This is a genomic window from Pseudomonas sp. GW-45, from assembly GCF_056896675.1.
Map to the genome: position 1 here is coordinate 1,415,402 of NZ_CM167674.1, position 23,618 is coordinate 1,439,019.

General features: G+C 54.5%; 19 protein-coding genes. 17 read left to right on the plus strand and 2 right to left on the minus strand.

Annotated features, from left to right (window positions below):
- Positions 1-2: 2 nt before the first annotated feature.
- The 10 genes from AC1XYH_RS06395 to AC1XYH_RS06440 all read left to right on the plus strand — a co-directional run bounded on the left by AC1XYH_RS06395 (position 3) and on the right by AC1XYH_RS06440 (position 13,567).
- Positions 3-707, plus strand: coding sequence for a succinate dehydrogenase iron-sulfur subunit (locus AC1XYH_RS06395; protein ID WP_483325798.1), 705 nt, complete (start codon positions 3-5; stop codon positions 705-707).
- Between the two features lie 311 nt (positions 708-1,018).
- A complete protein-coding gene (locus AC1XYH_RS06400) occupies positions 1,019-3,853 on the plus strand; it encodes a 2-oxoglutarate dehydrogenase E1 component (RefSeq protein ID WP_483325799.1) in 2,835 nt (944 codons plus the stop codon).
- Positions 3,854-3,889: 36 nt separating this feature from the next.
- Complete coding sequence (gene odhB / locus AC1XYH_RS06405; RefSeq protein WP_483325800.1) at positions 3,890-5,110, plus strand: 2-oxoglutarate dehydrogenase complex dihydrolipoyllysine-residue succinyltransferase; 1,221 nt, start codon at positions 3,890-3,892, stop codon at positions 5,108-5,110.
- Positions 5,111-5,205: 95 nt separating this feature from the next.
- Positions 5,206-6,642: a dihydrolipoyl dehydrogenase gene (gene lpdA / locus AC1XYH_RS06410; protein WP_483325801.1), complete on the plus strand. Its 1,437-nt coding sequence runs from the start codon at positions 5,206-5,208 to the stop codon at positions 6,640-6,642.
- Positions 6,643-6,935: 293 nt separating this feature from the next.
- Entirely contained in the window at positions 6,936-8,102 is a 1,167-nt protein-coding gene (gene sucC, locus AC1XYH_RS06415; protein WP_335606210.1) for an ADP-forming succinate--CoA ligase subunit beta, read from the plus strand.
- Positions 8,102-8,983: a succinate--CoA ligase subunit alpha gene (sucD, locus tag AC1XYH_RS06420; protein ID WP_483325802.1), complete on the plus strand. Its 882-nt coding sequence runs from the start codon at positions 8,102-8,104 to the stop codon at positions 8,981-8,983. The genes sucC and sucD overlap by 1 nt, the downstream gene beginning before the upstream one ends.
- A 159-nt stretch (positions 8,984-9,142) precedes the next feature.
- Positions 9,143-10,942: a DUF4153 domain-containing protein gene (locus AC1XYH_RS06425; RefSeq protein ID WP_483325803.1), complete on the plus strand. Its 1,800-nt coding sequence runs from the start codon at positions 9,143-9,145 to the stop codon at positions 10,940-10,942.
- Positions 10,943-11,014: 72 nt separating this feature from the next.
- Positions 11,015-12,334, plus strand: a complete 1,320-nt coding sequence (brnQ, locus tag AC1XYH_RS06430) for a branched-chain amino acid transport system II carrier protein (RefSeq protein ID WP_483325804.1) — start codon at positions 11,015-11,017, stop codon at positions 12,332-12,334.
- A gap of 94 nt (positions 12,335-12,428) precedes the next feature.
- Entirely contained in the window at positions 12,429-13,175 is a 747-nt protein-coding gene (locus tag AC1XYH_RS06435; protein ID WP_483325805.1) for a DUF599 domain-containing protein, read from the plus strand.
- The gene (locus AC1XYH_RS06440; RefSeq protein WP_483325806.1) at positions 13,172-13,567 is read left to right on the plus strand and encodes an MAPEG family protein; all 396 of its coding nucleotides are present in this window, start codon (positions 13,172-13,174) and stop codon (positions 13,565-13,567) included. Before AC1XYH_RS06435 ends, AC1XYH_RS06440 begins: the two co-directional genes overlap by 4 nt.
- Before the next feature lie 148 nt (positions 13,568-13,715).
- Here the strand turns inward: AC1XYH_RS06440 and AC1XYH_RS06445 are convergent, their stop codons facing one another.
- Positions 13,716-14,069 (minus strand): hypothetical protein, encoded by a 354-nt coding sequence (locus AC1XYH_RS06445; protein ID WP_483325807.1) that lies wholly within the window; start codon positions 14,067-14,069, stop codon positions 13,716-13,718.
- Positions 14,070-14,121: 52 nt separating this feature from the next.
- Positions 14,122-14,307 carry a hypothetical protein gene (locus AC1XYH_RS06450; protein ID WP_483325808.1) on the minus strand — a complete coding sequence of 62 codons (186 nt, stop codon included), beginning with the start codon at positions 14,305-14,307 and terminating at the stop codon, positions 14,122-14,124.
- A 160-nt stretch (positions 14,308-14,467) separates the two neighbouring features.
- On the opposite strand from AC1XYH_RS06450, the gene AC1XYH_RS06455 reads away from it, so the two are divergent.
- The 7 genes from AC1XYH_RS06455 (at position 14,468) to AC1XYH_RS06485 (ending at position 23,614) form a co-directional block, all read left to right on the plus strand.
- Positions 14,468-14,935 carry a PaaI family thioesterase gene (locus AC1XYH_RS06455; RefSeq protein ID WP_483325809.1) on the plus strand — a complete coding sequence of 156 codons (468 nt, stop codon included), beginning with the start codon at positions 14,468-14,470 and terminating at the stop codon, positions 14,933-14,935.
- Positions 14,932-15,378 (plus strand): PaaI family thioesterase, encoded by a 447-nt coding sequence (locus tag AC1XYH_RS06460; protein WP_483325810.1) that lies wholly within the window; start codon positions 14,932-14,934, stop codon positions 15,376-15,378. The genes AC1XYH_RS06455 and AC1XYH_RS06460 overlap by 4 nt, the downstream gene beginning before the upstream one ends.
- A 25-nt stretch (positions 15,379-15,403) precedes the next feature.
- A complete protein-coding gene (locus AC1XYH_RS06465; RefSeq protein WP_483325811.1) occupies positions 15,404-16,375 on the plus strand; it encodes a hypothetical protein in 972 nt (323 codons plus the stop codon).
- Positions 16,376-16,500: 125 nt separating this feature from the next.
- Positions 16,501-18,405, plus strand: a complete 1,905-nt coding sequence (gene htpG, locus AC1XYH_RS06470; RefSeq protein WP_483325812.1) for a molecular chaperone HtpG — start codon at positions 16,501-16,503, stop codon at positions 18,403-18,405.
- Positions 18,406-18,568: 163 nt separating this feature from the next.
- Entirely contained in the window at positions 18,569-19,351 is a 783-nt protein-coding gene (locus AC1XYH_RS06475; protein WP_483325813.1) for a dienelactone hydrolase family protein, read from the plus strand.
- Positions 19,352-19,434: 83 nt separating this feature from the next.
- Entirely contained in the window at positions 19,435-20,487 is a 1,053-nt protein-coding gene (locus AC1XYH_RS06480; protein WP_483325814.1) for an efflux RND transporter periplasmic adaptor subunit, read from the plus strand.
- A 13-nt stretch (positions 20,488-20,500) separates the two neighbouring features.
- Positions 20,501-23,614 (plus strand): efflux RND transporter permease subunit, encoded by a 3,114-nt coding sequence (locus AC1XYH_RS06485; RefSeq protein WP_483325815.1) that lies wholly within the window; start codon positions 20,501-20,503, stop codon positions 23,612-23,614.
- Positions 23,615-23,618: the final 4 nt, after the last annotated feature.

Genomic DNA, 23,618 nt, shown 5'->3' on the forward strand with positions numbered 1-23,618 from the left:
ATATGTTGCAAGTAAGTGTTTATCGCTATAACCCCGAAACGGACAGCGCGCCGTTCATGCAGGACTTCCAGATCGATACCGGCGGCAAGGACATCATGGTTCTTGACGTGCTGGCTCTGGTTAAAGAAAAAGACGTAGGTATGGCCTACCGTCGCTCGTGCCGTGAAGGTGTGTGCGGTTCCGATGGTATGAATATCAACGGTAAAAACGGCTTGGCTTGTATTACACCGCTGTCCGATGTTGTCAAAAACAACAAGCTGGTTTTGCGTCCTTTGCCTGGTTTGCCAGTAATTCGTGACTTGGTTGTAGATATGAGCATCTTCTACAAGCAATACGAAAAAGTTCAGCCGTATTTGCAGAATGACACGCCGGCGCCGGCAATTGAGCGTCTGCAGTCTCCTGAGGAGCGGGAAAAGCTGGATGGTCTGTACGAGTGTATTCTCTGTGCATGCTGCTCCACTTCCTGCCCTTCATTCTGGTGGAATCCCGATAAATTTATCGGTCCTGCTGGTCTGTTGCAGGCTTACCGCTTTTTAGCGGATAGCCGTGACGAGAAGACTGATGAGCGTTTAGCGTCATTGGATGACCCGTTCAGCGTATTCCGCTGCCGTGGCATCATGAATTGCGTCAATGTTTGCCCTAAAGGTCTTAACCCGACCCGTGCCATTGGCCATATTCGTAACATGTTGCTGCAGAGCGGTACCTGATCGACTGTAATTGCATTAAGTTGGACTGAACTGACTCCTGCTATAGGGAGTCGGACAGTTTTAAAGACGAGCCGCTAGCTCAAAAAGCCGCGGCGCGTATGTACCTAAACCAACAGGGGCAATCGGGTAACACCCGAACTATCTGTCGGGGCCGGCAATTTTCCGTATGACGGAATATGTGGCAGCAAGGTAGGAGGCAGCGACACTGCCCCCGAGACCACCCAACATATTCTGCGCGGATGGCAGAGTTACCCTTTGCCAATTAATGGTCTTCGCGCCAGATGGTGTCCCCTACTTAAGGGTGACCAAGCATGCCAGACAGCGAAATGCAGCAGCTGTGGAGCACGTCTCACATATCCGGTGGGAATGCCTCCTATGTTGAAGAGCTTTATGAGCTCTACCTGCAAGATCCGAACAGTGTTGCCGAAGAATGGCGCAGCTATTTCCAAAAGCTGCCTCAGATCAATGGCCATGCCGGATCAGATGTTCCTCATTCCGCTATACGCGACCATTTTCTTCTGCTATCCAAAAGCAACCGCCGGCCCCAAGCGTCCGCTGGTCAGGTCAGCCGTGAACACGAGAAAAAACAGGTCGACGTTCTTCGCCTGATCCATTCCTACCGTATGCGCGGTCACCAAGCTGCCAAGCTAGATCCGCTTGGGCTGTGGAAGCGGGAAGAAATTGCGGACCTTACGCTGTCTGACTATGACCTTACTGAAGCTGATCTGGACACCGTGTTTCGTACCGGTGAACTGCAGTTCGGTACTGGCGAAGCGACCCTTCGCGACACGCTGGAAGGTCTTAAGTCGACTTACTGCTCTACCTTCGGCGCCGAGTACATGCACATCGTTGATTCCAGCCAGCGTCGCTGGTTTCAGCAACGCATGGAAAGCGTGCGCGGACGTCCACAATTAGGTGCAGATACCAAGCGACACCTGATGGAGCGTCTGACTGCTGCAGAGGGTCTGGAAAAGTATCTGGGTACCAAGTACCCCGGCACCAAGCGTTTTGGTGTGGAAGGGGGCGAGAGCCTGATCCCCATGCTAGACGAGATTATCCAGCGCTCGGGCTCCTACGGCACCCAGGAAGTGGTGTTGGGCATGGCCCACCGTGGCCGCTTGAACGTACTGGTCAACACCCTTGGCAAGAACCCGCGCGATTTGTTCGACGAGTTTGAAGGCAAGAAGAAAGTTGATATGGGCTCCGGTGACGTCAAGTACCACCAGGGTTTCTCATCCAACGTTATGACCTCTGGTGGCGAAGTACACATGGCGCTGGCGTTCAATCCTTCGCACCTGGAGATCGTTTCTCCGGTGGTGGAAGGTTCTGTACGCGCACGTCAAGACCGCCGTCTAGACGCTGCTGGTGACAAAGTGCTGCCGATCAGCATTCATGGCGACGCTGCTTTTGCTGGGCAGGGCGTGGTCATGGAAACCTTCCAGATGTCACAGACCCGTGCTTACAAAACGGGCGGCACCATTCACATCGTTATCAATAACCAGGTCGGCTTTACCACCAGCCGTCAGGACGATGCGCGCTCAACCGAGTACTGCACCGACGTTGCCAAGATGATTCAGGCGCCAATTTTCCACGTTAATGGCGATGATCCGGAAGCCGTGTTGTTTGTTACTCAGTTAGCCGTCGACTATCGCATGCAGTTCAAGCGCGATGTGGTGATCGATCTGGTTTGTTATCGCCGTCGTGGTCACAACGAAGCTGACGAGCCGTCTGGCACCCAGCCGCTGATGTACGACATCATCACCAAGCATGCGACGACGCGCGACATTTACGCCGAGCGCCTGATCGGTGAGGGCGTGTTGACCAAAGATGAAGTGCAGGGTTACTTCGAAGAGTATCGTGACGCGCTGGATAACGGTGATCACGTAGTTAAGAGCCTGGTTAAAGAACCGGATAGCAGTTCATTTGTCGACTGGGCGCCTTACCTGAATCACAAGTGGACCGCGCGTCATGACACCAGTTTTGACCTCAAGACCCTGCAGGAGTTGGCCAATAATCTGACCGATTTGCCTGATGGTCTGGTATTGCAGCGCCAAGTTAACAAGATCGTTGAGGACCGTCGTAAGATGGCCGCCGGCGCATTGGCATTGAACTGGGGCTTCGCCGAAACGATGGCTTATGCCACGTTGTTGCACGAAGGCCACCCGATTCGTATTACCGGTCAGGACGTGGGTCGCGGTACTTTCTCCCACCGTCACGCGGTATTGCACAGCCAGAACGACGGCCGCGCCTATGTGCCATTGCGCAAATTGAGCGATAACCAGCCACGCTTCGATATCTATGATTCGCTGCTATCTGAAGAGGCCGTACTGGCTTTCGAATATGGCTACGCGACTACGATGCCGAACGTGCTGGTTGTTTGGGAAGCCCAGTTTGGCGACTTCTTCAATGGCGCTCAGGTGGTTGTGGATCAGTTCATTACCAGCGGCGAGCACAAGTGGGGTCGCTTGTGCGGTCTGACTATGCTGTTGCCACACGGCTATGAAGGGCAGGGCCCTGAGCACTCCTCAGCCCGTTTGGAGCGCTTCCTGCAACTATCTGCGGAACACAATATTCAAGTCTGCGTTCCATCGACGCCAGCGCAGGTTTATCACATGCTGCGTCGTCAGGTGATTCGTCCGCTGCGTAAGCCGCTGATCGCGCTGACGCCTAAGTCGTTGCTGCGCCATAAACTGGCTACCTCCACTCTTGAAGAACTGGCCGATGGCTCGTTCCAGACGGTGATCCCAGAAGTCGACAGTCTTGATGTTAAAAAAGTTGACCGTGTTGTGATGTGTAGCGGCAAGGTTTATTACGACCTGCTCGAGAAGCGTCGTAAGGAAGAGCTGGATAACGTCGCCATCGTGCGGATTGAACAGCTCTATCCCTTCCCGGAGGACGATTTGGCCGAGGTTCTGGCGCCGTACAAGCATCTTAAGAAGATGGTCTGGTGCCAGGAAGAGCCAATGAACCAAGGCGCTTGGTATTGCAGTCAGCACCATATGCGTCGTGTGCTCACTGAACACAAGACCAAAAATTTGTATCTGGACTACGCTGGACGGGAGGCTTCTGCCGCGCCGGCCTGCGGCCATCCTTCAATGCACGCGGAACAGCAGGAAAAGCTCCTGCAAGACGCTTTTACTGCCTGAGCACCGGCGACAACAGAGAATTTATAAGGATCTACAATGGCTATTGAAATCAAGGCCCCTACTTTTCCGGAATCGGTTGCTGACGGCACAGTCGCTACCTGGCACAAACAACCGGGCGATGCAGTAAAGCGCGATGAATTGATCGTCGATATCGAAACCGACAAAGTGGTGATGGAAGTATTGGCCGAAGCCGACGGCGTGATGGGCGATATTGCCAAAGCCGAAGGTGAAACCGTACTGAGCGGTGAGTTGCTGGGTACTCTGAAAGATGGCGAAGCCGCTGCAGCACCTGCAGCCAAGTCGGCAGACGCCAAGGCCGAGGCCGCGCCTGCACCGACAGAGTCAGCTGAAGAGCCCATGCTGTCGCCTGCTGCGCGTAAACTGGCAGAAGAAAACGGCCTTGCGCCGACAGACATCGGCGGCACTGGTAAGGGTGGTCGCGTCACTAAGGAAGATGTGCTTAACGCCATCGAAGCCGAGAAGAACGCGCCAGCGGCGCCGGCTGCCAAGCCAGCTGCAGCGCCTGCAGCAGCCGTTACTACCGCTGAAGGGGATCGTGTTGAGAAGCGCGTGCCCATGACTCGTCTGCGTGCGCGCATCGCCGAACGCTTGGTTGATGCTCAGTCCAGCATGGCGATGTTGACGACCTTCAACGAAGTCAACATGAAGCCGATCATGGATCTGCGCAAGAAGTACAAGGACCTGTTTGAGAAGAAGCACGATGGTGTGCGTCTGGGCTTCATGTCCTTCTTCGTCAAGGCGGCAACCGAAGCGCTGAAGCGCTACCCTGCAGTTAACGCCTCGATCGATGGCAACGACGTTGTTTATCACGGTTATCAGGATATCGGCGTTGCCGTTTCCAGCGACCGTGGCCTGGTTGTGCCGATTCTGCGTAATACTGAACACATGGGCCTGGCTCAGATTGAAGGCACTATTGCCGAATACGGCCGCAAGGCGCGTGACGGCAAGTTGACTATGGAAGAGATGACGGGCGGTACGTTCACCATCTCTAACGGCGGCGTGTTTGGTTCTCTGCTGTCTTCACCTATCGTCAATCCGCCGCAGGCTGCGATTCTTGGCATGCACAAGATCCAGGAGCGGCCGATGGCCGAGAATGGCCAGGTGGTTGTTCTGCCGATGATGTATTTGGCCCTTTCCTACGATCACCGTCTGATCGATGGCAAAGAAGCGGTTAGCTTTCTGGTCGCCATCAAAGATTTGCTGGAAGACCCAGCACGTTTGATTCTGGACGTCTGATAAAGCTGCACGCTTTCAGCGGCAACTAGGCGCTGCTCTACGCAGAAATGCGCTGAGCAGCCTTCGGATTATTGCTGCCAACAGAGGATTTTTTTATGAGTCAGAAATACGATGTGGTAGTCATTGGTGCGGGTCCCGGCGGCTATGTCGCGGCTATTCGCGCAGCACAGCTGGGTTTGAAAACCGCTTGTATCGAAAAATATATCGGTAAGGACGGTAAGCAAGCACTCGGCGGTACCTGTTTGAACGTCGGTTGCATCCCATCCAAGGCGCTGCTCGACAGTACCTGGAAGTACCATGAAGCCAAAGAAGGCTTTAAAGTCCACGGTATTGATGTCAAAGGCATCAGTATTGACGTCCCGGCGATGGTTGATCGCAAAGACAAGATCGTTAAGCAGTTCACCGGTGGCGTTTCCACGCTGTTCAAGGCGAACGGCGTGACCAGCATTGAAGGCCACGGCAAGCTGCTTACCGGTAAGAAAGTGGAAGTCACTGCACCCGATGGCACCACTACTGTTATCGATGCGGAAAATGTGATTTTGGCCTCCGGCTCAGTGCCTATCAGCATTCCGCCTGCGCCGCTGACCGACGAGATCATCGTTGATTCCACCGGTGCGCTCGACTTTGCCTCAGTACCCAAGAAGCTGGGCGTCATTGGCGCTGGCGTTATCGGCCTGGAGCTGGGCTCGGTATGGCGTCGTTTGGGCGCGGAAGTGGTGGTATTTGAAGCGCTGGATACGTTCCTCGGTTTGGCTGACGAACAAGTTGCCAAAGAAGCTCTCAAGACCTTTACCAAGCAGGGTATGCAAATTCGACTGGGTGCCCGTGTTACGGGTACCGAGATCAAGCGTAAGCAGGTTGTCGTGTCCTTCTCTGATTCTGAAGGCGAGCAGCAACTGACGTTTGACAAGTTGATCGTGGCCGTTGGCCGCCGTCCGTATACCGAGAACCTGCTGGCTTCCGATTGCGGCGTTGATCTGGACGAGCGTGGCATGGTGTTTGTGGATGACTACTGTTCAACCAGCGTTCCCGGTGTCTACGCCGTGGGCGATATGGTCCGTGGTCCGATGCTGGCCCACAAGTCTTCGGAAGAGGGCGTAATGGTTGCCGAGCGCATTGCAGGCCACAAGGCGGCAATGAACTACGATCTCGTTCCCTCGGTCATTTATACCCACCCGGAAATAGCATGGGTTGGTAAGAACGAGAAGCAGCTCAAGGCTGAAGGCATCGAATATAACGTCGGCGTTTTCCCTTTTGCGGCCAATGGTCGTGCGGTCGCAGCCAATGACACCGGCGGTATGGTGAAAATGATTGCTGATGCTAAAACCGACCGCGTACTCGGTGTGCACGTGATTGGGCCAAGCGCTGCAGAATTGGTACAGCAAGGTGCGATTGCCATGGAGTTTGGCACCAGTGCCGAAGATTTGGGCATGATGGTGTTCTCGCATCCTACGCTGTCGGAAGCGCTGCACGAGGCCGCTTTGGCAGTCAATGGTCACGCGATCCATGTGGCTAACCGCAAGAAGCGTTAATATAGCGACCAGTTGACCCAACGGTTAATAGTTGACCGTTGGGTCTTTCGCGCAAAGAACAACTTTGACCGAGAGATCGGTCAGGCCACAACGAGGTGGTCAGCCCGTCTGACTGGAAACTGGTTTTCCCGGAGCGAGTACTGCACCAGTGGTTACAAAATGTAACCCTACAATGGCACGCAGTGTTTACCATGTTCTGGCTGACAGGCTTCCGGCAGGGCGGCATTGGTGGCGGCAACTCGCAGAGTGGCGGCTAGAAAGTAATTCCTACACGATCAAAACGGTAGATAAGCATGAATCTTCACGAATATCAGGGGAAGCAGCTGTTCGCTGAATACGGTCTTCCAGTATCCAAGGGCTTTGCGGTTGACACTCCGGAAGACGCGGCAGAAGCCTGTGACAAGATCGGCGGCGACATGTGGGTCGTCAAGGCTCAGGTTCACGCAGGCGGCCGTGGTAAGGCTGGCGGCGTTAAGCTGATCAAGAGTAAAGAAGAAGCCAAGGCTTTCGCAGAAAAATGGCTTGGTCAGCGTCTGGTGACCTATCAGACAGACGCTACTGGTCAGCCCGTAACCAAAATTTTGGTTGAGTCCTGCACCGATATCGCTCAGGAATTGTACCTGGGCGCCGTTGTTGATCGCTCCAGCCGCCGCATCGTTTTCATGGCTTCTACTGAAGGTGGCGTAGAAATCGAGAAGGTTGCTGAAGAGACTCCCGAGAAGATCATCAAAGCCGTTGTTGACCCACTGGTTGGCGCACAGCCATACCAGGGCCGTGACCTGGCGTTCCAGCTGGGCCTGAAAGGCGACCAAATCAAGCAGTTCACCAACATCTTCGTTGGTTTGGGCAAGTTGTTTGCCGACTATGATTTGGCTCTGCTGGAAATCAACCCGCTAGTGATCAAGGAAGACGGTAACCTGCATTGCCTGGACGCCAAGCTTGGCATCGATGGCAACGCCATGTACCGCCAACCTAAGCTACGTGGCATGCACGACCCGTCACAGGACGATCCGCGTGAAGCCCACGCTGCCAAGTTCGAGCTCAACTATGTTGCGCTGGAAGGTAACATCGGCTGCATGGTCAACGGTGCTGGCCTGGCCATGGGTACCATGGACATCGTCAACCACCACGGCGGCAAGCCTGCCAACTTCCTGGATGTGGGCGGCGGCGCTACTAAAGAGCGCGTTACCGAAGCATTCAAGATCATCCTGTCCGACACCAATGTTAAGGCCGTTCTGGTTAACATTTTTGGTGGTATCGTTCGTTGCGACATGATTGCCGAAGGCATCATTGGCGCAGTGAAAGAAGTGGGTGTGAAAGTACCTGTAGTTGTACGTCTGGAAGGCAACAATGCCGAACTGGGCGCCAAGGTATTGAAGGAAAGTGGTCTGAACATCATCGCAGCAACCAGTCTGACCGACGCTGCCCAGCAAGTCGTCAAGGCCGCGGAGGGTAAATAATGAGCATCCTGATCAATAAAGACACCAAAGTTATCTGCCAGGGCTTTACTGGCGCACAGGGTACTTTTCACTCTGAGCAAGCCATCGAGTACGGCACCAAGATGGTCGGCGGCGTAACTCCAGGCAAGGGTGGCACTACGCACCTGGGCCTGCCTGTATTCAACACCGTTCGCGAAGCGGTCGAGAAAACCGGCGCTACTGCCAGCGTGATCTACGTTCCTGCTCCGTTCTGCAAGGACTCGATCCTGGAAGCAGCCAACGGCGGCATCGAGCTGATCGTCTGCATCACCGAAGGCATCCCTACGTTGGACATGCTCGACTGCAAAGTCGTCTGTGACCAGCTGGGCGTTCGTTTGATCGGGCCTAACTGCCCAGGCGTTATCACCCCAGGCGAGTGCAAAATCGGCATCATGCCCGGTCACATTCACTTGCCAGGCAAGGTTGGTATCGTTTCTCGTTCCGGCACTCTGACCTACGAAGCGGTCAAGCAGACTACTGATGCTGGTTTCGGTCAGTCCTCTTGCGTCGGTATCGGTGGCGACCCGATTCCTGGCTCCAACTTTATCGACATTCTGGAAATGTTCGAGAAAGACCCAGCCACTGAAGCGATCGTCATGATCGGTGAGATTGGTGGTAGCGCGGAAGAAGAAGCCGCTGCGTACATCAAGGCCAACGTCACCAAGCCGGTTGTGTCTTACATCGCTGGTGTAACTGCTCCGGCAGGCAAGCGTATGGGTCACGCTGGTGCGATCATCTCCGGTGGTAAGGGTACTGCGGATGAGAAGTTTGCCGCGCTGGAAGATGCCGGTGTTAAAACCGTGCGTTCTTTGGCTGATATCGGCAAGGCTCTGTCTGAGCTGACCGGTTGGGCAATGAAGTAAACATCTGATTTAATCAGTTGTTACGCAAAACCCCGCTAAGGCGGGGTTTTGTTTTTTCGCCAAGCGAATTTCAAGTTGCAGTGCGGTTTGTGCCGAACTGCCAGAGTAACGAGCAGATACTGCAGCCGTGGCAGCGGATCGACAGGCAAGGACGACGTTATGCAGAGTTTTGATCGCATCAACAGTTTGCATCTGATGGTTGGCAGCTTTCAGGCTGTACTTGCCTATGGCTTGTATGAAGCAGCGGATCACGGGGTGTGGCCGGCAACTCACGCAGCGGCCTTTATCCCTCTGTTCATGTTGATGTTGTTCTTTCCTTTTGCGTTCTACTGCGCGAACAACGCCCTGACTGTACGGCGATGGTTGATCAGTTTTGCTATTGCGCTGTTGGCGGCCGGTGTCGGGTTGTATCAGGGCCTGACAGTCAGTGGTTGGGCGTCCGGTGGCACAGTTATGGAGCCCAATTGGTCGCCTGTTAGCCTGGGTGATTACTTGATCCCAGCATTGATTCTGGGTCTGGCTTTGTTTCTGCTGGTGCCCGCGCTTGCGCTTTACCAAGGATCGTGGCGCGTGGATTATCGGCGCTGGATGCTATCACTGCATCAGAATGCGCAGCTGTTGTTGCAAGCCAGTTTGGTGCTCGGGCTCTTCTGGGCTTTGTTGCTGACGGCGGCGGCGTTGTTTGGGTTGATCGATTTGCACTTCATGCAGAACCTGATTGAACGCAGTTGGTTTTCCATACCACTCAGTGTGTTGGTTTTCTCCCATGGCGTATCCTTGGCAGTGCGCAACCATAATGTTGTGGACTACCTGTCTGAGCGAGCAGGGCAGTTATGCAGTTGGCTTTATCCAATGGCCGCCATACTGGGATTAGGCTTTGTGCTCAGTTGGTTGGTACAGGGGCTTGATACCCTGTTGGCGACAGGGCATGCCGCCAACTTGTTGCTGTGGTTTGCCACGCTCAGCCTGTTGCTGCTCAATATGGCGAATCAAGGTGGAGTGCAGTCCAGTCAGAGCGCCGGCTGGCTCCGTTGGCTTGCGCTGCTGGGTACGCTCGCACTGCTGCCGATGACGCTGGTGGCCGCCTATGCTCTGGGTTTGCGTATTGACCAGTACGGTCTGACTCCGACGCGTGTCTGGGCGGCCTTTGTCAATCTGGTGCTGATGTTGATGGTGTTGGGTTACTTGCTGCATTCGGTGCAGCAGGTGCGTGATGCATCGCGCTCGTGGATTGCATCGACTAATGCATTCACCGCGGTAGTAGTGGTGCTTGGCATCTTGCTCATGCTGGCTGGACCACTGGATCCACGGCGTATTAGTGTCGCCAGCCAGATCGCTCGGCTGCAGCATGATTCCACGGTGGATGCCGTCGCATTGATTGGCTTTCTGGCCCGCGATGGCGGCCGCTTTGGCACGGAAGCCTTGTGGCAGTTAGCCAAGCAAGAGGGAGTTGCGGGGAGCCTTGAAGCTGAGCGCGCCGCGATGGCCCAGCGGGCGCTGGAGAGGCCTGACAATCAAGTTGGCGATGCCGACGCAGTGATCGCCAACTTGCCGATATTTCCTGCCGGGGTTAGCCTGCCGCGCGGGTTGCAGGAGCAACTGGCGACATACCCTGAGCTCTCCGACTGTTCAGTTGATCTTGCGGCGACGAACGCCTGTCTGATCTGGCAACTGAAGCTGCGTCCGGAAGGCCCCGACGAGTACGTGCTCCTGAGCCGCCGACCGCCAGTTGCGCATCCCTTTGGCGTTTTATGGCAGCAGACAGGCGATGGAGATTGGGACTCCCTCGGGCGTATCGATCTGAACACCATAGGATGCCCACCTAGGAGCGGTGCTCAAATCTTATTTGAGGCGCTGATCAAAGGACAGGTTGAGATGCAGGTGAAGCAACAGCGCGATCTGATGGTGAATGGGGTACGAATTCCTACCACGACCTGGCAGCAGGATAATTGTAATTAGGCCGGGTTTTACTTAATGCGTTCGAGGCGCAGGGATGGTTGGCTCGTGCTGCGAACAGATAATTGATCACTTATGACTAAGACACTTAAATCGTTCGATGTGATGGCGTTGGGCTTTATGACCTTCGCTTTGTTTCTGGGTGCTGGGAACGTTATTTTTCCACCGAGTGCCGGACTGGCTGCTGGTCAGCAGATGCTGCCAACAGCCATCGGCTTCATGCTTACTGCTGTGGGGTTGCCACTGTTGACCCTGATCGCATTGGCTCGGGTAGGCGGCGGTATGGCGGAATTAACTGCCCCGCTGGGATATTGGCCCGGGTTGCTGCTTAGCGTAGCGGTCTATTTGGCTATCGGACCGCTGTTCGCTACACCGCGCACTGCGGTAGTGTCCTATGAGCTTGGCGTGGCGCCTTTCGTGCAAGACAGCTGGCAGACATTGCTGCTTTATAGTCTGCTGTATTTTGCTGCGGTGATTTTCCTTGCGTTGAAACCGGGACAGTTGGTTGATCGCGTAGGTAAGTACATTACCCCCATCCTGTTAGTAGGCCTGGTGCTGCTGGGCGCGGCAGCTATTTTCTTCCCGGCGGGTGAAATGGCTAGCGCGGCGAGTGAATATCGCGATGGCGCTTTGATCAAGGGCTTTGTGCAGGGTTATCTGACAATGGATACCTTAGGCGCCTTGGTGTTTGGCATCGTTATCACTACGGCTATCCGTGACCGGGGGGTCGACACCGAGCGTCTGATTACTCGTTACACGGTGATGGCCGCGCTGATCGCTGCGCTGGGCTTGTCTCTGGTTTACCTGGCGCTGTTCTATCTGGGGTCGACCAGTGCTGAGTTGGTGGGTGCAGATGCCAACGGCGGTGAAATTTTGGCCGCTTATGTGCAATTTCGCTTTGGTACGGCGGGCAGTTTGCTGCTTGCCGTGGTGATTATCCTGGCCTGTATGACAACGGCGGTAGGGTTGCTGACTGCCTGTGGTGAGTTCTTTAGTAAGCTACTGCCGGTGAGTTATGCGCAGGTAGTATGGATGTTCGGCATTTTTAGCATGCTGGCGGCCAACCAAGGGCTAGAGTCCTTGATTCGGGTGTCTATCCCGGTACTGGTGGGTCTGTATCCGTTGGCAATTGTGCTGGTCTGTTTGAGCCTGTTGGGTAAGAGCTGGGCGAGACCGCAAAATATTCTGCGCCCGGTGATGCTGGTTACTCTGGTGTTCGGCGTGATCGATGGGTTAAAGGCGGCAGGTTTGCTGGCGACTGAACTTACCTGGCTTGATGCACTGCCTTTGGCTGGTCAGAGCCTTGGTTGGCTGGTGCCGGTTCTCTTTACGCTAGTGCTGGCTATACTGACAGAGTACTTGCGCTTCGGCCGCTTGCGGGCCAAGGTCGATTGACCCGCGTAGTGCTCCTGCACAGAGCAGACAGCACTTAGCAGAGGCGGACTTAACACAGTAGGAACGCTATTTTAATCAATCGCAGGGAGTGTAAATGCTGTCGTTTCCGGATGCGGGTAGTCTTTGGGTCAACTTGTTGGCCATTAGCTGGTTTCTGCTTTGCTGGGTAGGCTATACCTATTACGCACAGCATAAAGGTCGTGACACGGCATGCTTGGCCAGCGTGTTACACCTCTACCGCCGTGATTGGATGAACCGCCTTTTACTGCGCGAGCAGCGTATGTCGGATGCCAGCGTGATTGGTAATCTGGAGCGCAATACGTCGTTTTTTGCGTCCAGCACGTTACTTATTCTGGCGGGTTTGATTACCGTTTTGGGCGCAACCGATCGCGCGCAAAATCTACTCCATGAACTGCCTTTTGTAGCACCGGTGAGCCGTGAGATTTCTGAGCTCAAGCTTCTGGTGTTAATGGCTATCTTCGTTTATGCCTTTTTTACTTTTTCCTGGGGCATGCGGCAGTATAACTTTGCATCTGTACTGTTGGGGTCGGCGCCACTGCTTGGGGAGAAAAATGTAACGGAGGCAGAGAAAAAAGCCTACGCCGAGCGTATGGCCAGAGTGCTGTCGCTTGCCGGCAATGAGTTCAACCTCGGGCTGCGAGCTTATTATTTTGCGTTGGGTACGCTTACCTGGTTTATCAACCCGCTGCTATATATTTTGACTACGGCAGGCGTGGTGCTAGTACTTTACAGGCGCGAGTTTCATTCGAAGGTGCTGGAAATTATGATGTTCAGTCCGGCCCCTATTGCGCCCCCTATTGTTCAGGAGAAAACCGAATGAGTTTTCCGCTTTGGTGTTTGTTTTTTGCGGCTTTGTTACTGGTGTTGACCAAAGTGCCTGTTGCTTTAGCCATGGCGCGTAGTGGCGATAAGGGCTACGACAATGCTCATCCACGTGCACAACAGGCTGCCCTGACCGGTTGGGGGGCTCGCGCTATGGCAGCGCACGCTAATATGTTTGAAGCCTTTCCGTTATTTGCGGCGGCGGTTCTAGTCGTGCAGGTATCAGGCAGCATCGGCATGCTAGCGAATCTGCTTGCCGGGGTGTTTATCGTCGCGCGAGTAATCTACACGTTGCTGTATCTGGCTGACCGCCCAACGCTGAGAAGCCTGGTTTGGGGCTTAGGATTTATCAGTTGTTTGGTGATGCTGATACTGCCAGCACTGCGTTAAGACGCTGAGTCGTTCGGGGATAGTTGATTGGGATGGCAGACTTGATAGGCCGAGCGGGGAAGCAATGAAAATTCAGTCTGGAAGCGCAGGGTCCCGCGCGTGAAACATAAAGAGAAAACGGGCATGCCCTAAGGCATGCCCGTGAGTCTTACTCTTCGATGGCGCGTTCCATCGAATTCTTGGACTCTACCGCAGAATCCTTGACTGCTTCGCCTTTGTCTTCAACATAATCGGCTGAAGCGTCATAGGCTTCTTCGATATTTTCACCGGCGGCGTCCATCTTGTCTTCAATGACTTCGCCAGTGGTTTTTTCGTTGCCGGTCATTTCACGAGCTTTTTGCTCTGTTGCTGCGCCGGCTTCATCGGCGGCGTCGCCCATGTTGTCCATAGCTTCGGAGACGTCTTCCTTAGCGCGTTCCATTTTGTCTTCCGGCTCATCCTGACAACCTGCTACCAGGCCAAAGGCGCCGACCAGCATTGCAGCTGCTAACAGTTTTTTCATCTAAATCTCCTTGATGATGAAAATAGGCTCATCTTTTCGGTTGTTATTAATATTACTGTGCTTCTTGGGCTTTCTGTTCGATAGCGTCGCCAGTTTCTTCGGCGGCATCGCCCATGTTGTCCATAGCGTCAGACATGGAATCTGATGCATCTTCCATCTTGTCTTCCGGCTCGTCCTGGCAACCTACCAACAGACCCATACCCGCCAATAAGATAGCTGCTGCGGCTAATTTTTTCATCGTAATTCTCCATACTGATGATATCGATATTGAATGTCAGGTATATAGGCCGCACTTTTTATGGGAAGTTCCATAGGCTGCGGTTTCTGGAGTAGAACTTGTGATCTGGGTACTATGCTCAGCTTAGTCGCTATTGGCACATCGGGAAGCGGGATAAAAGATGAGTAGTATTCGAGAACGGGCGCACAACTTCTTATCGGTGCTGAGGCATTGTCAGCACCTTGGCATGCAAATAGAGCAGGCCGATGAGCAGGGGCTCATCATAAAGCTGCCCTACAGTGACAAAATCGTCGGTAACCCAGTGACGGGGTTAATCCACGGCGGGGCTATAACCACTTTGATGGATACGTGCTGCGGTATTTCCACCGTCTGTTACCTACCCACCTTTGAAATTTGTCCCACGCTGGACCTGCGCATCGATTACATGCGCCCCGCTGAACCGGGCAAGCCGATATTCGGCTTTGCAGAATGCTACCGCGTGACGCCGACCATCATTTTCACCCGTGGTGTGGCCTATCAGGAAGATCGTGAACAACCGATTGCCCATGTGGTGGGCACTTTTATGCGTATGGGAAAAGCGGCCGGGCAAGCTGAGTTGGGCGGCAAGGTAGACGGGGGCAAAGTATGAGTCTTAATGAACTGGAAGTTCAGCAGGTGGTTGCCAGCTCGCATCAAAGCGGCGATTACAGTCCTCTGGTAAAACTGATTCCCTACGCCAGCATGATTGGTATGCACGTAACCCGCTTGGGTGATGAGGCTGTTTTTCATCTACCCAAATCAGAAGACAACATCGGCAATCCGGTTTTACCCGCACTGCATGGCGGAGTCATTGCGGGCTTTATGGAGCAGTCGGCCATGCTGCATCTGATGATCTTTATGAACAGTGCGGTATTTCCAAAAATCATCGACTTCTCGGTAGATTACCTGCGTGCCGGGCTGTACCGTGATACCTACGCTACGTGCCAGGTTTGGCGGCAGGGCCGGCGTGTTGGAAACGTGGCGATCACGGCTTGGCAGACGCGCTCCAAAGAGCCAATTGCTACTGCACGGGCGCATTTCAAACTCGATTAGTATCCGGAAGGAGTAGTGCAGAGACATGGAAGCCTTGTTGATACTGGGTGGCGTGGTCGTCTTTTTGTGTGCCTGGGTTTGGCTGGCGGTAGCTAGCCGCGCCATGTCGGTCGGTCTTTTTGTAGTGGCGCTGGTCGCTCCCGTTTTGACCCTGGTGCTGCGCCGCAAGGGTTATTCAAGGCCAGCACGGCTGTTGTTGCTCTTGGGGATAGTGATCAGCTTAAGTGGTTTGGGGCTGCTGTACCGAGAGCAGCCGGAACAGTTTGATCAGTTGGTATCTGGCCGCTGGGTTGAGCAACCGGCTGACAGCGCGCTGAGCGGTACATTGATGGAGCAGCCTTTTGTTCCCAACGATGTGCGCTGGCAGGGCAACCACCTGATTTTTTCAGAAAAGGCGGGTGAGCGCACACGGCGATCACTGGTAGTTAAATTTGATCGCGCCGAAGCGTTGCTTCAGGGCACTGCGATAGACCTCTTGCCCGGCGACGCTGGGCCTTGGCCAGAGCTGGTATTGCAGTGGTACACAGGTGCGCTTGAGCCGCCAGGCCTGCGCCGCCTGGATAGTGCCTACAGTATGAGTTTGTCGCTGGCGGCGCAGGGTGACGAGCAAACTCAAATGATAGTGCACCTGCACTTGCCAGCTGAGTATGGCACTCGTCTCAGTGGCAGCGTGCTGCTGAACAGCCAACCAGAGTGGTTTGGCAAGTCGGCAGCCGTCCCGGCGGCAGTGGAGCAAGCGCCGCAGCTGCCTCAGGCACCTGTCATTTCACTCGATTGGCAAGAAATCAGCCTGCTCGCACTGCTTGATGAGCCTCGGGTGTTTGTGGGCCAGGCGGTGCGCTTGACCACGACCTCAGGTAAAGAATTTGTCGGTGTGCTCAAAGCGGTAACGGCCGAGAAGCGGGTCGTGCTCGCAATGCCGCAGGGCGCTAACCAGGTAGACTTTCAATTCCACCCGGTTGATATTCAACGCTTGGAGACGCGGCCGCGCCGATAGATTTGTCGCTGTGTTTCATGCTGAGCCTTGAAAAAGATCATACCGCCCCCATTTTCTCTCCATTGCCGGCACTATTATTAATAGTAGGGCCACGTTTTAACTGAACGCTATGGAGACAATTCGACATGACAGTGGAAAGCAAAAAGGAAACGCTTGGATTCCAGACAGAGGTGAAGCAGCTGCTTCACCTGATGATCCATTCGATGTATTCGAACAAGGAAATTTTCTTGCGCGAGCTGGTTTCCAACGCATCCGACGCATCCGACAAATTGCGTTTTGAAGCCATTGCCAATCCAGCGCTGCTGGAAGATCAACCTGACCTACGTATTCGCATCAGCGCCGACGAAAAGGCCAACACCCTGACGATCGAAGACAATGGCATCGGCATGTCGCGCCAGGAAGTGATCGACCACCTCGGTACTATCGCTAAATCCGGCACCGCGGCGTTCATGCAACAGCTGTCTGGCGACCAAAAAAAGGACGCCAGCCTGATCGGTCAGTTCGGCGTGGGTTTCTATAGCTCCTTCATCGTTGCGGACAATGTTGAGGTCTTTACCCGCCGTGCCGGCCTGAGCGCTGCGGAAGGCGTGCATTGGGAATCAGCTGGTGAAGGTGAGTTTAGTATCGCCACTGTTGAAAAGCCTGAGCGGGGCACGCGCATCGTATTGCACCTGAAGCCAACTGAGTCTGAGTTTGCTGACGGCTTCCGTCTGCGCAACGTGATCACCAAATACGCAGACCATATCTCTCTGCCGATTGAGTTGCCTAAACAGCATCACGGTGAAGAGGCGGATAAGCCAGCTGAAGCCGAGTGGGAAAGCGTCAACCGCGCCAGTGCCCTGTGGACTCGTCCGCGCACCGAGGTGAAAGACGAGGAGTATCAGGAGTTCTACAAACATGTAGCCCATGACTTTGAGAACCCACTGAGCTGGAGCCACAACAAGGTTGAGGGCAAGCTTGAGTACACCAGCCTGCTTTACGTTCCTGGCCGCGCGCCCTTTGATCTTTACCAGCGTGAAGCTCCGCGTGGTCTGAAGCTTTATGTCCAGCGCGTCTTCATTATGGATGACGCCGAGCAGTTTTTGCCGCTGTACCTGCGCTTCGTCAAGGGTGTGGTTGATTCCAACGATCTGTCACTCAACGTCTCCCGTGAAATCCTGCAGAAAGACCCGGCCATCGATAGCATGAAGTCGGCGTTGACCAAGCGCACGCTGGATATGCTCGGCAAGCTGAGCAAGAAGGAACCAGAGCAGTACGCCACGTTCTGGAAAGCTTTCGGCAGTGTATTGAAGGAAGGTCCGGCGGAAGACTTCGCCAACCGCGAGAAGGTCGCCAGTCTGTTGCGTTTTGCCTCTACTCAGCAAAATGATGACAGTGAAGTAGTCGGCTTGGACACCTATATCGAACGTATGGTTGAAGGCCAGGACAAGATTTACTACCTCACAGGTGAGCGTTACAACCAGGTTAAGAGCAGCCCGCACCTCGAGATTTTCCGCAAGAAAGGTATTGAAGTCCTGTTACTGACTGACCGCATCGACGAGTGGTTGATGAGCCACTTGACCGATTATAACGGCAAGCAGTTTATTGATATCGCCCGTGGCGATCTGGATCTGGGCAAGCTGGAAGGTGAGGAAGACAAGCAGGAACAGGAGAAGCAGGCCGAGGCCAAGGCTGACCTGGTTAAGCGTATTCAGGCTGTGCTTAAAGATGAGCTGCAAGAAGTACGTGTGTCCCATCGTCTGACTGACTCGCCAGCGGTGCTGGTTATCAACGAAGATGACATGGGCCTGCAGATGCGCAAGATTCTGGAAGCTACTGGCCAACCGGCGCCTGAGAGTAAGCCGATTCTAGAAATCAACACCAGCCATCCGTTGCTCGACAAGCTGGACAGCGAGCAAGATGAATCGCGCTTTGCTGACCTCAGTCAGATCCTGTTTGATCAAGCGGCACTGGCTGCTGGCGAGTCTTTGCAAGATCCAGCTGCGTACGTGCGTCGTCTCAATGCCTTGCTGGTAGAATTAAGCAGCTGAGCATCCCCCGGCAAACTACCTTAGGGTGGTTTGCCAGCGGATAAAAATTGAGAAAAGAGCACGAAGAAAGAATGTTACGAAAGAGGCCTGCGCAAGCAGGCTTTTTTTATGCGTATAGGGTTATGCTTGGGCCTTTCTTGGTGAAGCTGTAAGGGGATAGCGCATGAAAAAGACTCTGAGCACACTGGTTATGACTGGCCTCGCGACCATGGCGCAAGCTGATATGACAGTACAAAACGTAGCTTATGAAATTGATGGCAAGCCTTTTCAGGGTGTGCTGGTATTCGATGACAGTGTGAGCACACCACGTCCGGGTGTGTTGATGGTGCCTAACTGGATGGGTGTTACCGAGCAGGCGGCAGAGAAGGCGGCCAAGGTAGCGGGTTCTGAGTACGTTGTGTTTGTCGCCGATATGTATGGCAAAGACATTCGCCCACAAAACGCAGACGAAGCCGGCGCTGCTGCAACGGTGGTGCGTTCTGATCGCCCGCTGATGCGCCATCGCGTGAGTGCTGCTTTGAGTGTGTTGCGTGACCAGGCAGACATTGTGCCTCTGCAGACAGATAACCTGGTTGCCATTGGTTTTTGTTTTGGCGGCGGCGTGGTTTTGGAGTTAGCCCGTTCGGGCACCGAGATCCAGGGTGTAGTGTCATTCCACGGCAATTTGGATACCCCAAATCCGGCGGATGCAAATGCGATCGAGATGCCAGTTTTGGTGTTGCATGGCGCTGATGATCCCTTTGTACCTCAAGAGCAAGTGAGCGCCTTTGAAGATGAAATGCGCAATGCCAAGGTTGACTGGCAGCTAATCAGCTACGGTGGCGCAGTGCATTCCTTTTCCGATCCCTATGCAACGATGACCGGAAAAGCCGAGTATCACCCGTTGGTGGCGAAGCGTGCGTTTGGCGCCATGCGACAGTTCTTTAATGAAGTATTGATACCTTGATAAAGCGTTTCTGTGCAGAAAAAAATTAGTGTAAGACATTAATAAGAATAGGCAGGCCAATGTTTTATAAGAAAAAGTTTCTAATGTTATTCTTTCTTGCTTGCCTTTTTTCTACCTCGCTTGCCGCTCAAGATGCGCCTCTGCCGGTGATAGTCGCGCCGGTCGAAGAGCGTACGCTGAATAGTGATATTCAAGCATTGGGCACCCTTCAGGCGAACGAAACAGCACATCTGACTAGTCACATCTCAGCCATTATTTCGCGCATTCATTTCGATGATGGCCAACGGGTAAAGGCCGGTGAGGTTCTGGTTGAACTAACCAATCATGAGCAGGTTGCCGAACTGGAGGAGGCCAGAGTTGCCTTGGCTGACGCTGAGCGGCAGTTGCAGCGCACCAAGAAATTGGTGGATAACCGTTTTGTGTCGGCTCAGGAGTTAGATGGTCGCCAGCGAGAGTTCGAGGTGACTCAAGCGCGGTTGAGTGCCGTAGAAGCGCGACTCGCAGATCGCCTGATTAAGGCCCCATTCGCTGGTGTAGTTGGATTACGTCAGATCAGCATTGGTACCTTGCTGTCACCGGGTACGCAGGTCACGACCTTGCTGGACGACAGCGTCATGAAGCTGGATTTCAGTATTCCGGAAACCCTTATGGCCCAGCTGCGCCCTGGTCTTGGCATACTCGCCACGGCAGCTGCATTCCCAGGTCGCACCTTTGTAGGCAATATAATTTCGCTAGATAACCAGGTAGACCCGGTCACCCGCGCTATTCGTGTGCGAGCGATATTGAACAACGGCGAACGGGTGCTGCGGTCGGGCATGTTGATGTCAGTGAGTGTGGCCAGTGCACCGCGCCAGACGCTGGTGATACCCGAAGAAGCGCTTTTGCCCTTGGGCGATAAGCAGTTTGTCATGCGGCTGGAAGGCCCCGCGGATGCTCCCTACGCTCAGCGTGTGCGGGTTGAAATCGGCGAACGTCTGCCCGGAATAGTGGAGATTACCTCTGGTTTGGCGATCGACGAGCAAGTAGTGACCCATGGCGGCTTTCGTTTAGCGTCGGGGCAGCCAGTGCGGATAAAGGCTGAGATAGCCGCTGGCGAATCAGTTCGCGCGGCGCTCAGTGCCTCAGAAGCACCATGATGCGGGTTCACCCATGATCCTTTCAGATACCGCGGTACTGCGTCCGGTTTTTGCGACAGTTCTGTCCATTTTGTTGGTGATTTTTGGCCTGGTGGCTTTTTTCGAGTTGCCCCTGCGCGAGTATCCGGACATAGATCCGCCGGTGGTGACCATCGAAACCAACTACGTCGGCGCTTCGGCGAGCGTGGTGGACTCACAGATCACCCAAGTGATTGAAGAGCGCATCGCTGGAATTGAAGGCATCGAGTTCATCGAAGCGCAAAGTGAAGATGGTCGTTCGCAGATCACCGTGCGCTTTGCTATTGATAACGATATCAACGAAGCCGCTAATGATATCCGTGATCGGGTTTCCAGCGCGGCGGGTAATCTGCCGGTCGAAGCGGAGCCTCCGGAAGTACAAAAGCTCGATGCCAATGAAGATGTGATCGTCTGGTGGAATCTGACCAGCGACCGTATGAGCCTGCCCGAGCTGACGGATTACGCAGAACGCTACCTCGTAGATCGATTCTCCACGCTGGACGGCGTCGCGCGAGTGCGGGTCGGTGGTTCTCAGCGCTTTGCCATGCGTGTGTGGCTGGATGCCGAAGCACTGGCCGCACGTAACCTGACTGCCGAAGACGTGGAGCAGGCGCTACGTCGCGAGAACGTCGAGTTGCCAGCAGGCTCGGTAGAGTCGACCAATCGACAGTTCACCGTGCGCGTCACCCGCGCGTTCAACAACGCCGAGCAATTCAGCCGGTTGGTGGTTTCCCGTGGTGCGAACAACTATTTGGTACGTTTGGGTGAGGTGGCACGGGTAGAGCGTGGCACGGAAGAAAGCCGTAACCTGTTCCGCGGCAATGGTGTGCCTATGGTGGGCGTGGGTCTGACGCGACAGTCCACCGCCAATACGCTGGAAGTCTCGCGCAGCTCCAAGCAACTGGTCGCCGAGCTTAACCCGACGCTGCCCGAAGGCATGCAGATTCTGCCCAGTTACGACAGTGCTATCTTTATTGAAGGCGCGGTGAAAGAGGTGTACAGCACGCTGCTGATCGCATTGGTGCTGGTGGTAATCGCTATATTCGTATTTCTTGGCAGTCCACGGGCGATTCTGGTGCCAGCGGTGACCTTGCCGGTGTCCATCATGGCGACCTTTATTGCCCTGTTGATGTTCGGCTTTACCGTCAATTTGCTTACCTTGTTGGCGCTGGTGCTGGCGATTGGTTTGGTGGTGGATGACGCCATCATAGTGCTGGAGAACGTGCGCAGACGCATTGATGAACTAGGTGAAACGCCTTTGGTGGCGGCCTTCTATGGCACCCGGCAGGTCGCTTTCGCAGTGGTCTCCACCACTTTGGTACTGATCGCAGTATTCGTACCTATCGCTTTTTTGCAGGGCGATGTGGGTCGATTGTTCTCCGAGTTTGCGTTGACCATGGCTGCTGCGGTGGCGTTTTCCAGTTTTGTTGCTTTGACGTTATCGCCAGTGCTGGCCGCCAAGCTACTCAAGCCGCATGACGAAGGCCGCTTGAGTCGTGCGGTAGAGCATATATTGCAAAAAAGTCGCGCGGTATACAGACGGATGCTGTTGATGGTACTGCGTTTGCGTTGGCTGGCACTGGCGGTATTCGTGCTGCTGGCCGCAGGTACCGGCTGGTTGTTTCAAAGTCTTCCCAGCGAGTACACCCCACGCGAAGACCGCGGTACCTTTTTTATCATCGTCAATGGTCCGGAAGGCGCGACTTTTGAGTACATGAACGATTATATGAATGAGATCGAATCGCGCATGTCGACTTACATCGATAGCGGTGAAGTGACACGTATGCTGGTGCGTGCGCCGCGCTCCTTTGGCGGCGTGACCACGTTTAACACCGGTATGGTTATCGTGGTGCTGGATGACTGGGAGGCACGCCGTTCCGGTTGGGAAATCATGCAAAGCGTGCAGCAGGATATGGCCGATCTGTCGGGCGTGCGGGTGTTCCCAATCATGCGCCAGGGCTTCGGCGGACAACAGCTGCAAGCGTTTCAGTTGGTCATCGGTGGCGCCGGTAGTTATGACGAGCTGGCTGAGTGGCGTGACATGTTGTTGGCGCGGATCCAGCAAGATAATCCCGGACTGGAAAACATCGACACCGACTACAAGGAAAACCAGCCGCAGCTGCAGGTGGACATCGACTACGATCGTGCCGCCGATTTAGGCGTCAATGTCAGCGTAGTGGGGCGCACATTGGAGACCATGCTGGGTTCCCGGCGAGTGACTACTTACATCGACGATGGCGAGGAGTATGACGTCATTCTTGAGGGTGAGCGCAACAGCCAACGCAGCCCTACAGCCCTGAATAATATCTACGTGCGCTCAGATACCAGCGGCGAACTAATTCCGCTATCCAACCTGATTAGCCTGCGTGATCAAGCGGGTTCCACCACGCTGAACCGCTACAACCGCGCCCGTGCCATCACTATCAGTGCTTCGCTGGCCGAAGGCGTGCCCTTGGGTTTGGCATTGGAGAAAGTCGAGCAGATGGCGCGTGAGCTGCTGCCTGAAACCCTGGTGCTGGACTACAAAGGGGATTCTCGCGATCTGCGCAATTCTGGTAGCTCCATGCTGTTTATTTTCGTTCTGGGCTTGCTGGTGGTGTTCTTGGTGCTAGCTGGGCAGTTTGAGAGCTTTGTACATCCGCTGATCATCATGCTGGGTGTGCCTATGGCCATCGGTGGCGCGCTACTGGGGTTATGGCTGACGGGTAACAGCCTTAATCTCTACAGTCAGATTGGCTTGGTGATGCTGATCGGCCTGGCCGCTAAAAACGGCATTTTGATCGTCGAGTTCGCCAATCAGTTACGCGATCAGGGCATGGACTTTGATCAGGCGCTGATGGAAGCCAGCGTGTTACGTCTGCGCCCTATTTTAATGACCGGTGTCACCACGGTGGCAGGCGCAGTGCCGTTGGTGCTGGCTTTTGGCGCGGGAGCAGAAACCCGCTCGGTGATCGGTATTGTGGTCATTTCGGGCGTCAGTATGTCGATGATACTGACGCTCTTTGTCATCCCCGTGCTATACAGTTTGCTCGCGCGCGGAACTGGATCGCCAGACGCCACGGCTAAACGTTTAGCCGCAGAGCAGGGCGGACAAGTGCACTCGGAATAGGTTG

What these genes read in the sequence shown, in the direction of transcription:
- AC1XYH_RS06395 (WP_483325798.1), top strand. Translation starts at nt 3, where the DNA reads ATGTTGCAAGTAAGTGTTTATCGCTATAACCCCGAAACGGACAGCGCG.
- AC1XYH_RS06400 (WP_483325799.1), top strand. Translation starts at nt 1,019, where the DNA reads ATGCCAGACAGCGAAATGCAGCAGCTGTGGAGCACGTCTCACATATCC.
- odhB (WP_483325800.1), top strand. Translation starts at nt 3,890, where the DNA reads ATGGCTATTGAAATCAAGGCCCCTACTTTTCCGGAATCGGTTGCTGAC.
- lpdA (WP_483325801.1), top strand. Translation starts at nt 5,206, where the DNA reads ATGAGTCAGAAATACGATGTGGTAGTCATTGGTGCGGGTCCCGGCGGC.
- sucC (WP_335606210.1), top strand. Translation starts at nt 6,936, where the DNA reads ATGAATCTTCACGAATATCAGGGGAAGCAGCTGTTCGCTGAATACGGT.
- sucD (WP_483325802.1), top strand. Translation starts at nt 8,102, where the DNA reads ATGAGCATCCTGATCAATAAAGACACCAAAGTTATCTGCCAGGGCTTT.
- AC1XYH_RS06425 (WP_483325803.1), top strand. Translation starts at nt 9,143, where the DNA reads ATGCAGAGTTTTGATCGCATCAACAGTTTGCATCTGATGGTTGGCAGC.
- brnQ (WP_483325804.1), top strand. Translation starts at nt 11,015, where the DNA reads ATGACTAAGACACTTAAATCGTTCGATGTGATGGCGTTGGGCTTTATG.
- AC1XYH_RS06435 (WP_483325805.1), top strand. Translation starts at nt 12,429, where the DNA reads ATGCTGTCGTTTCCGGATGCGGGTAGTCTTTGGGTCAACTTGTTGGCC.
- AC1XYH_RS06440 (WP_483325806.1), top strand. Translation starts at nt 13,172, where the DNA reads ATGAGTTTTCCGCTTTGGTGTTTGTTTTTTGCGGCTTTGTTACTGGTG.
- AC1XYH_RS06445 (WP_483325807.1), bottom strand. Translation starts at nt 14,069, where the DNA reads ATGAAAAAACTGTTAGCAGCTGCAATGCTGGTCGGCGCCTTTGGCCTG.
- AC1XYH_RS06450 (WP_483325808.1), bottom strand. Translation starts at nt 14,307, where the DNA reads ATGAAAAAATTAGCCGCAGCAGCTATCTTATTGGCGGGTATGGGTCTG.
- AC1XYH_RS06455 (WP_483325809.1), top strand. Translation starts at nt 14,468, where the DNA reads ATGAGTAGTATTCGAGAACGGGCGCACAACTTCTTATCGGTGCTGAGG.
- AC1XYH_RS06460 (WP_483325810.1), top strand. Translation starts at nt 14,932, where the DNA reads ATGAGTCTTAATGAACTGGAAGTTCAGCAGGTGGTTGCCAGCTCGCAT.
- AC1XYH_RS06465 (WP_483325811.1), top strand. Translation starts at nt 15,404, where the DNA reads ATGGAAGCCTTGTTGATACTGGGTGGCGTGGTCGTCTTTTTGTGTGCC.
- htpG (WP_483325812.1), top strand. Translation starts at nt 16,501, where the DNA reads ATGACAGTGGAAAGCAAAAAGGAAACGCTTGGATTCCAGACAGAGGTG.
- AC1XYH_RS06475 (WP_483325813.1), top strand. Translation starts at nt 18,569, where the DNA reads ATGAAAAAGACTCTGAGCACACTGGTTATGACTGGCCTCGCGACCATG.
- AC1XYH_RS06480 (WP_483325814.1), top strand. Translation starts at nt 19,435, where the DNA reads ATGTTATTCTTTCTTGCTTGCCTTTTTTCTACCTCGCTTGCCGCTCAA.
- AC1XYH_RS06485 (WP_483325815.1), top strand. Translation starts at nt 20,501, where the DNA reads ATGATCCTTTCAGATACCGCGGTACTGCGTCCGGTTTTTGCGACAGTT.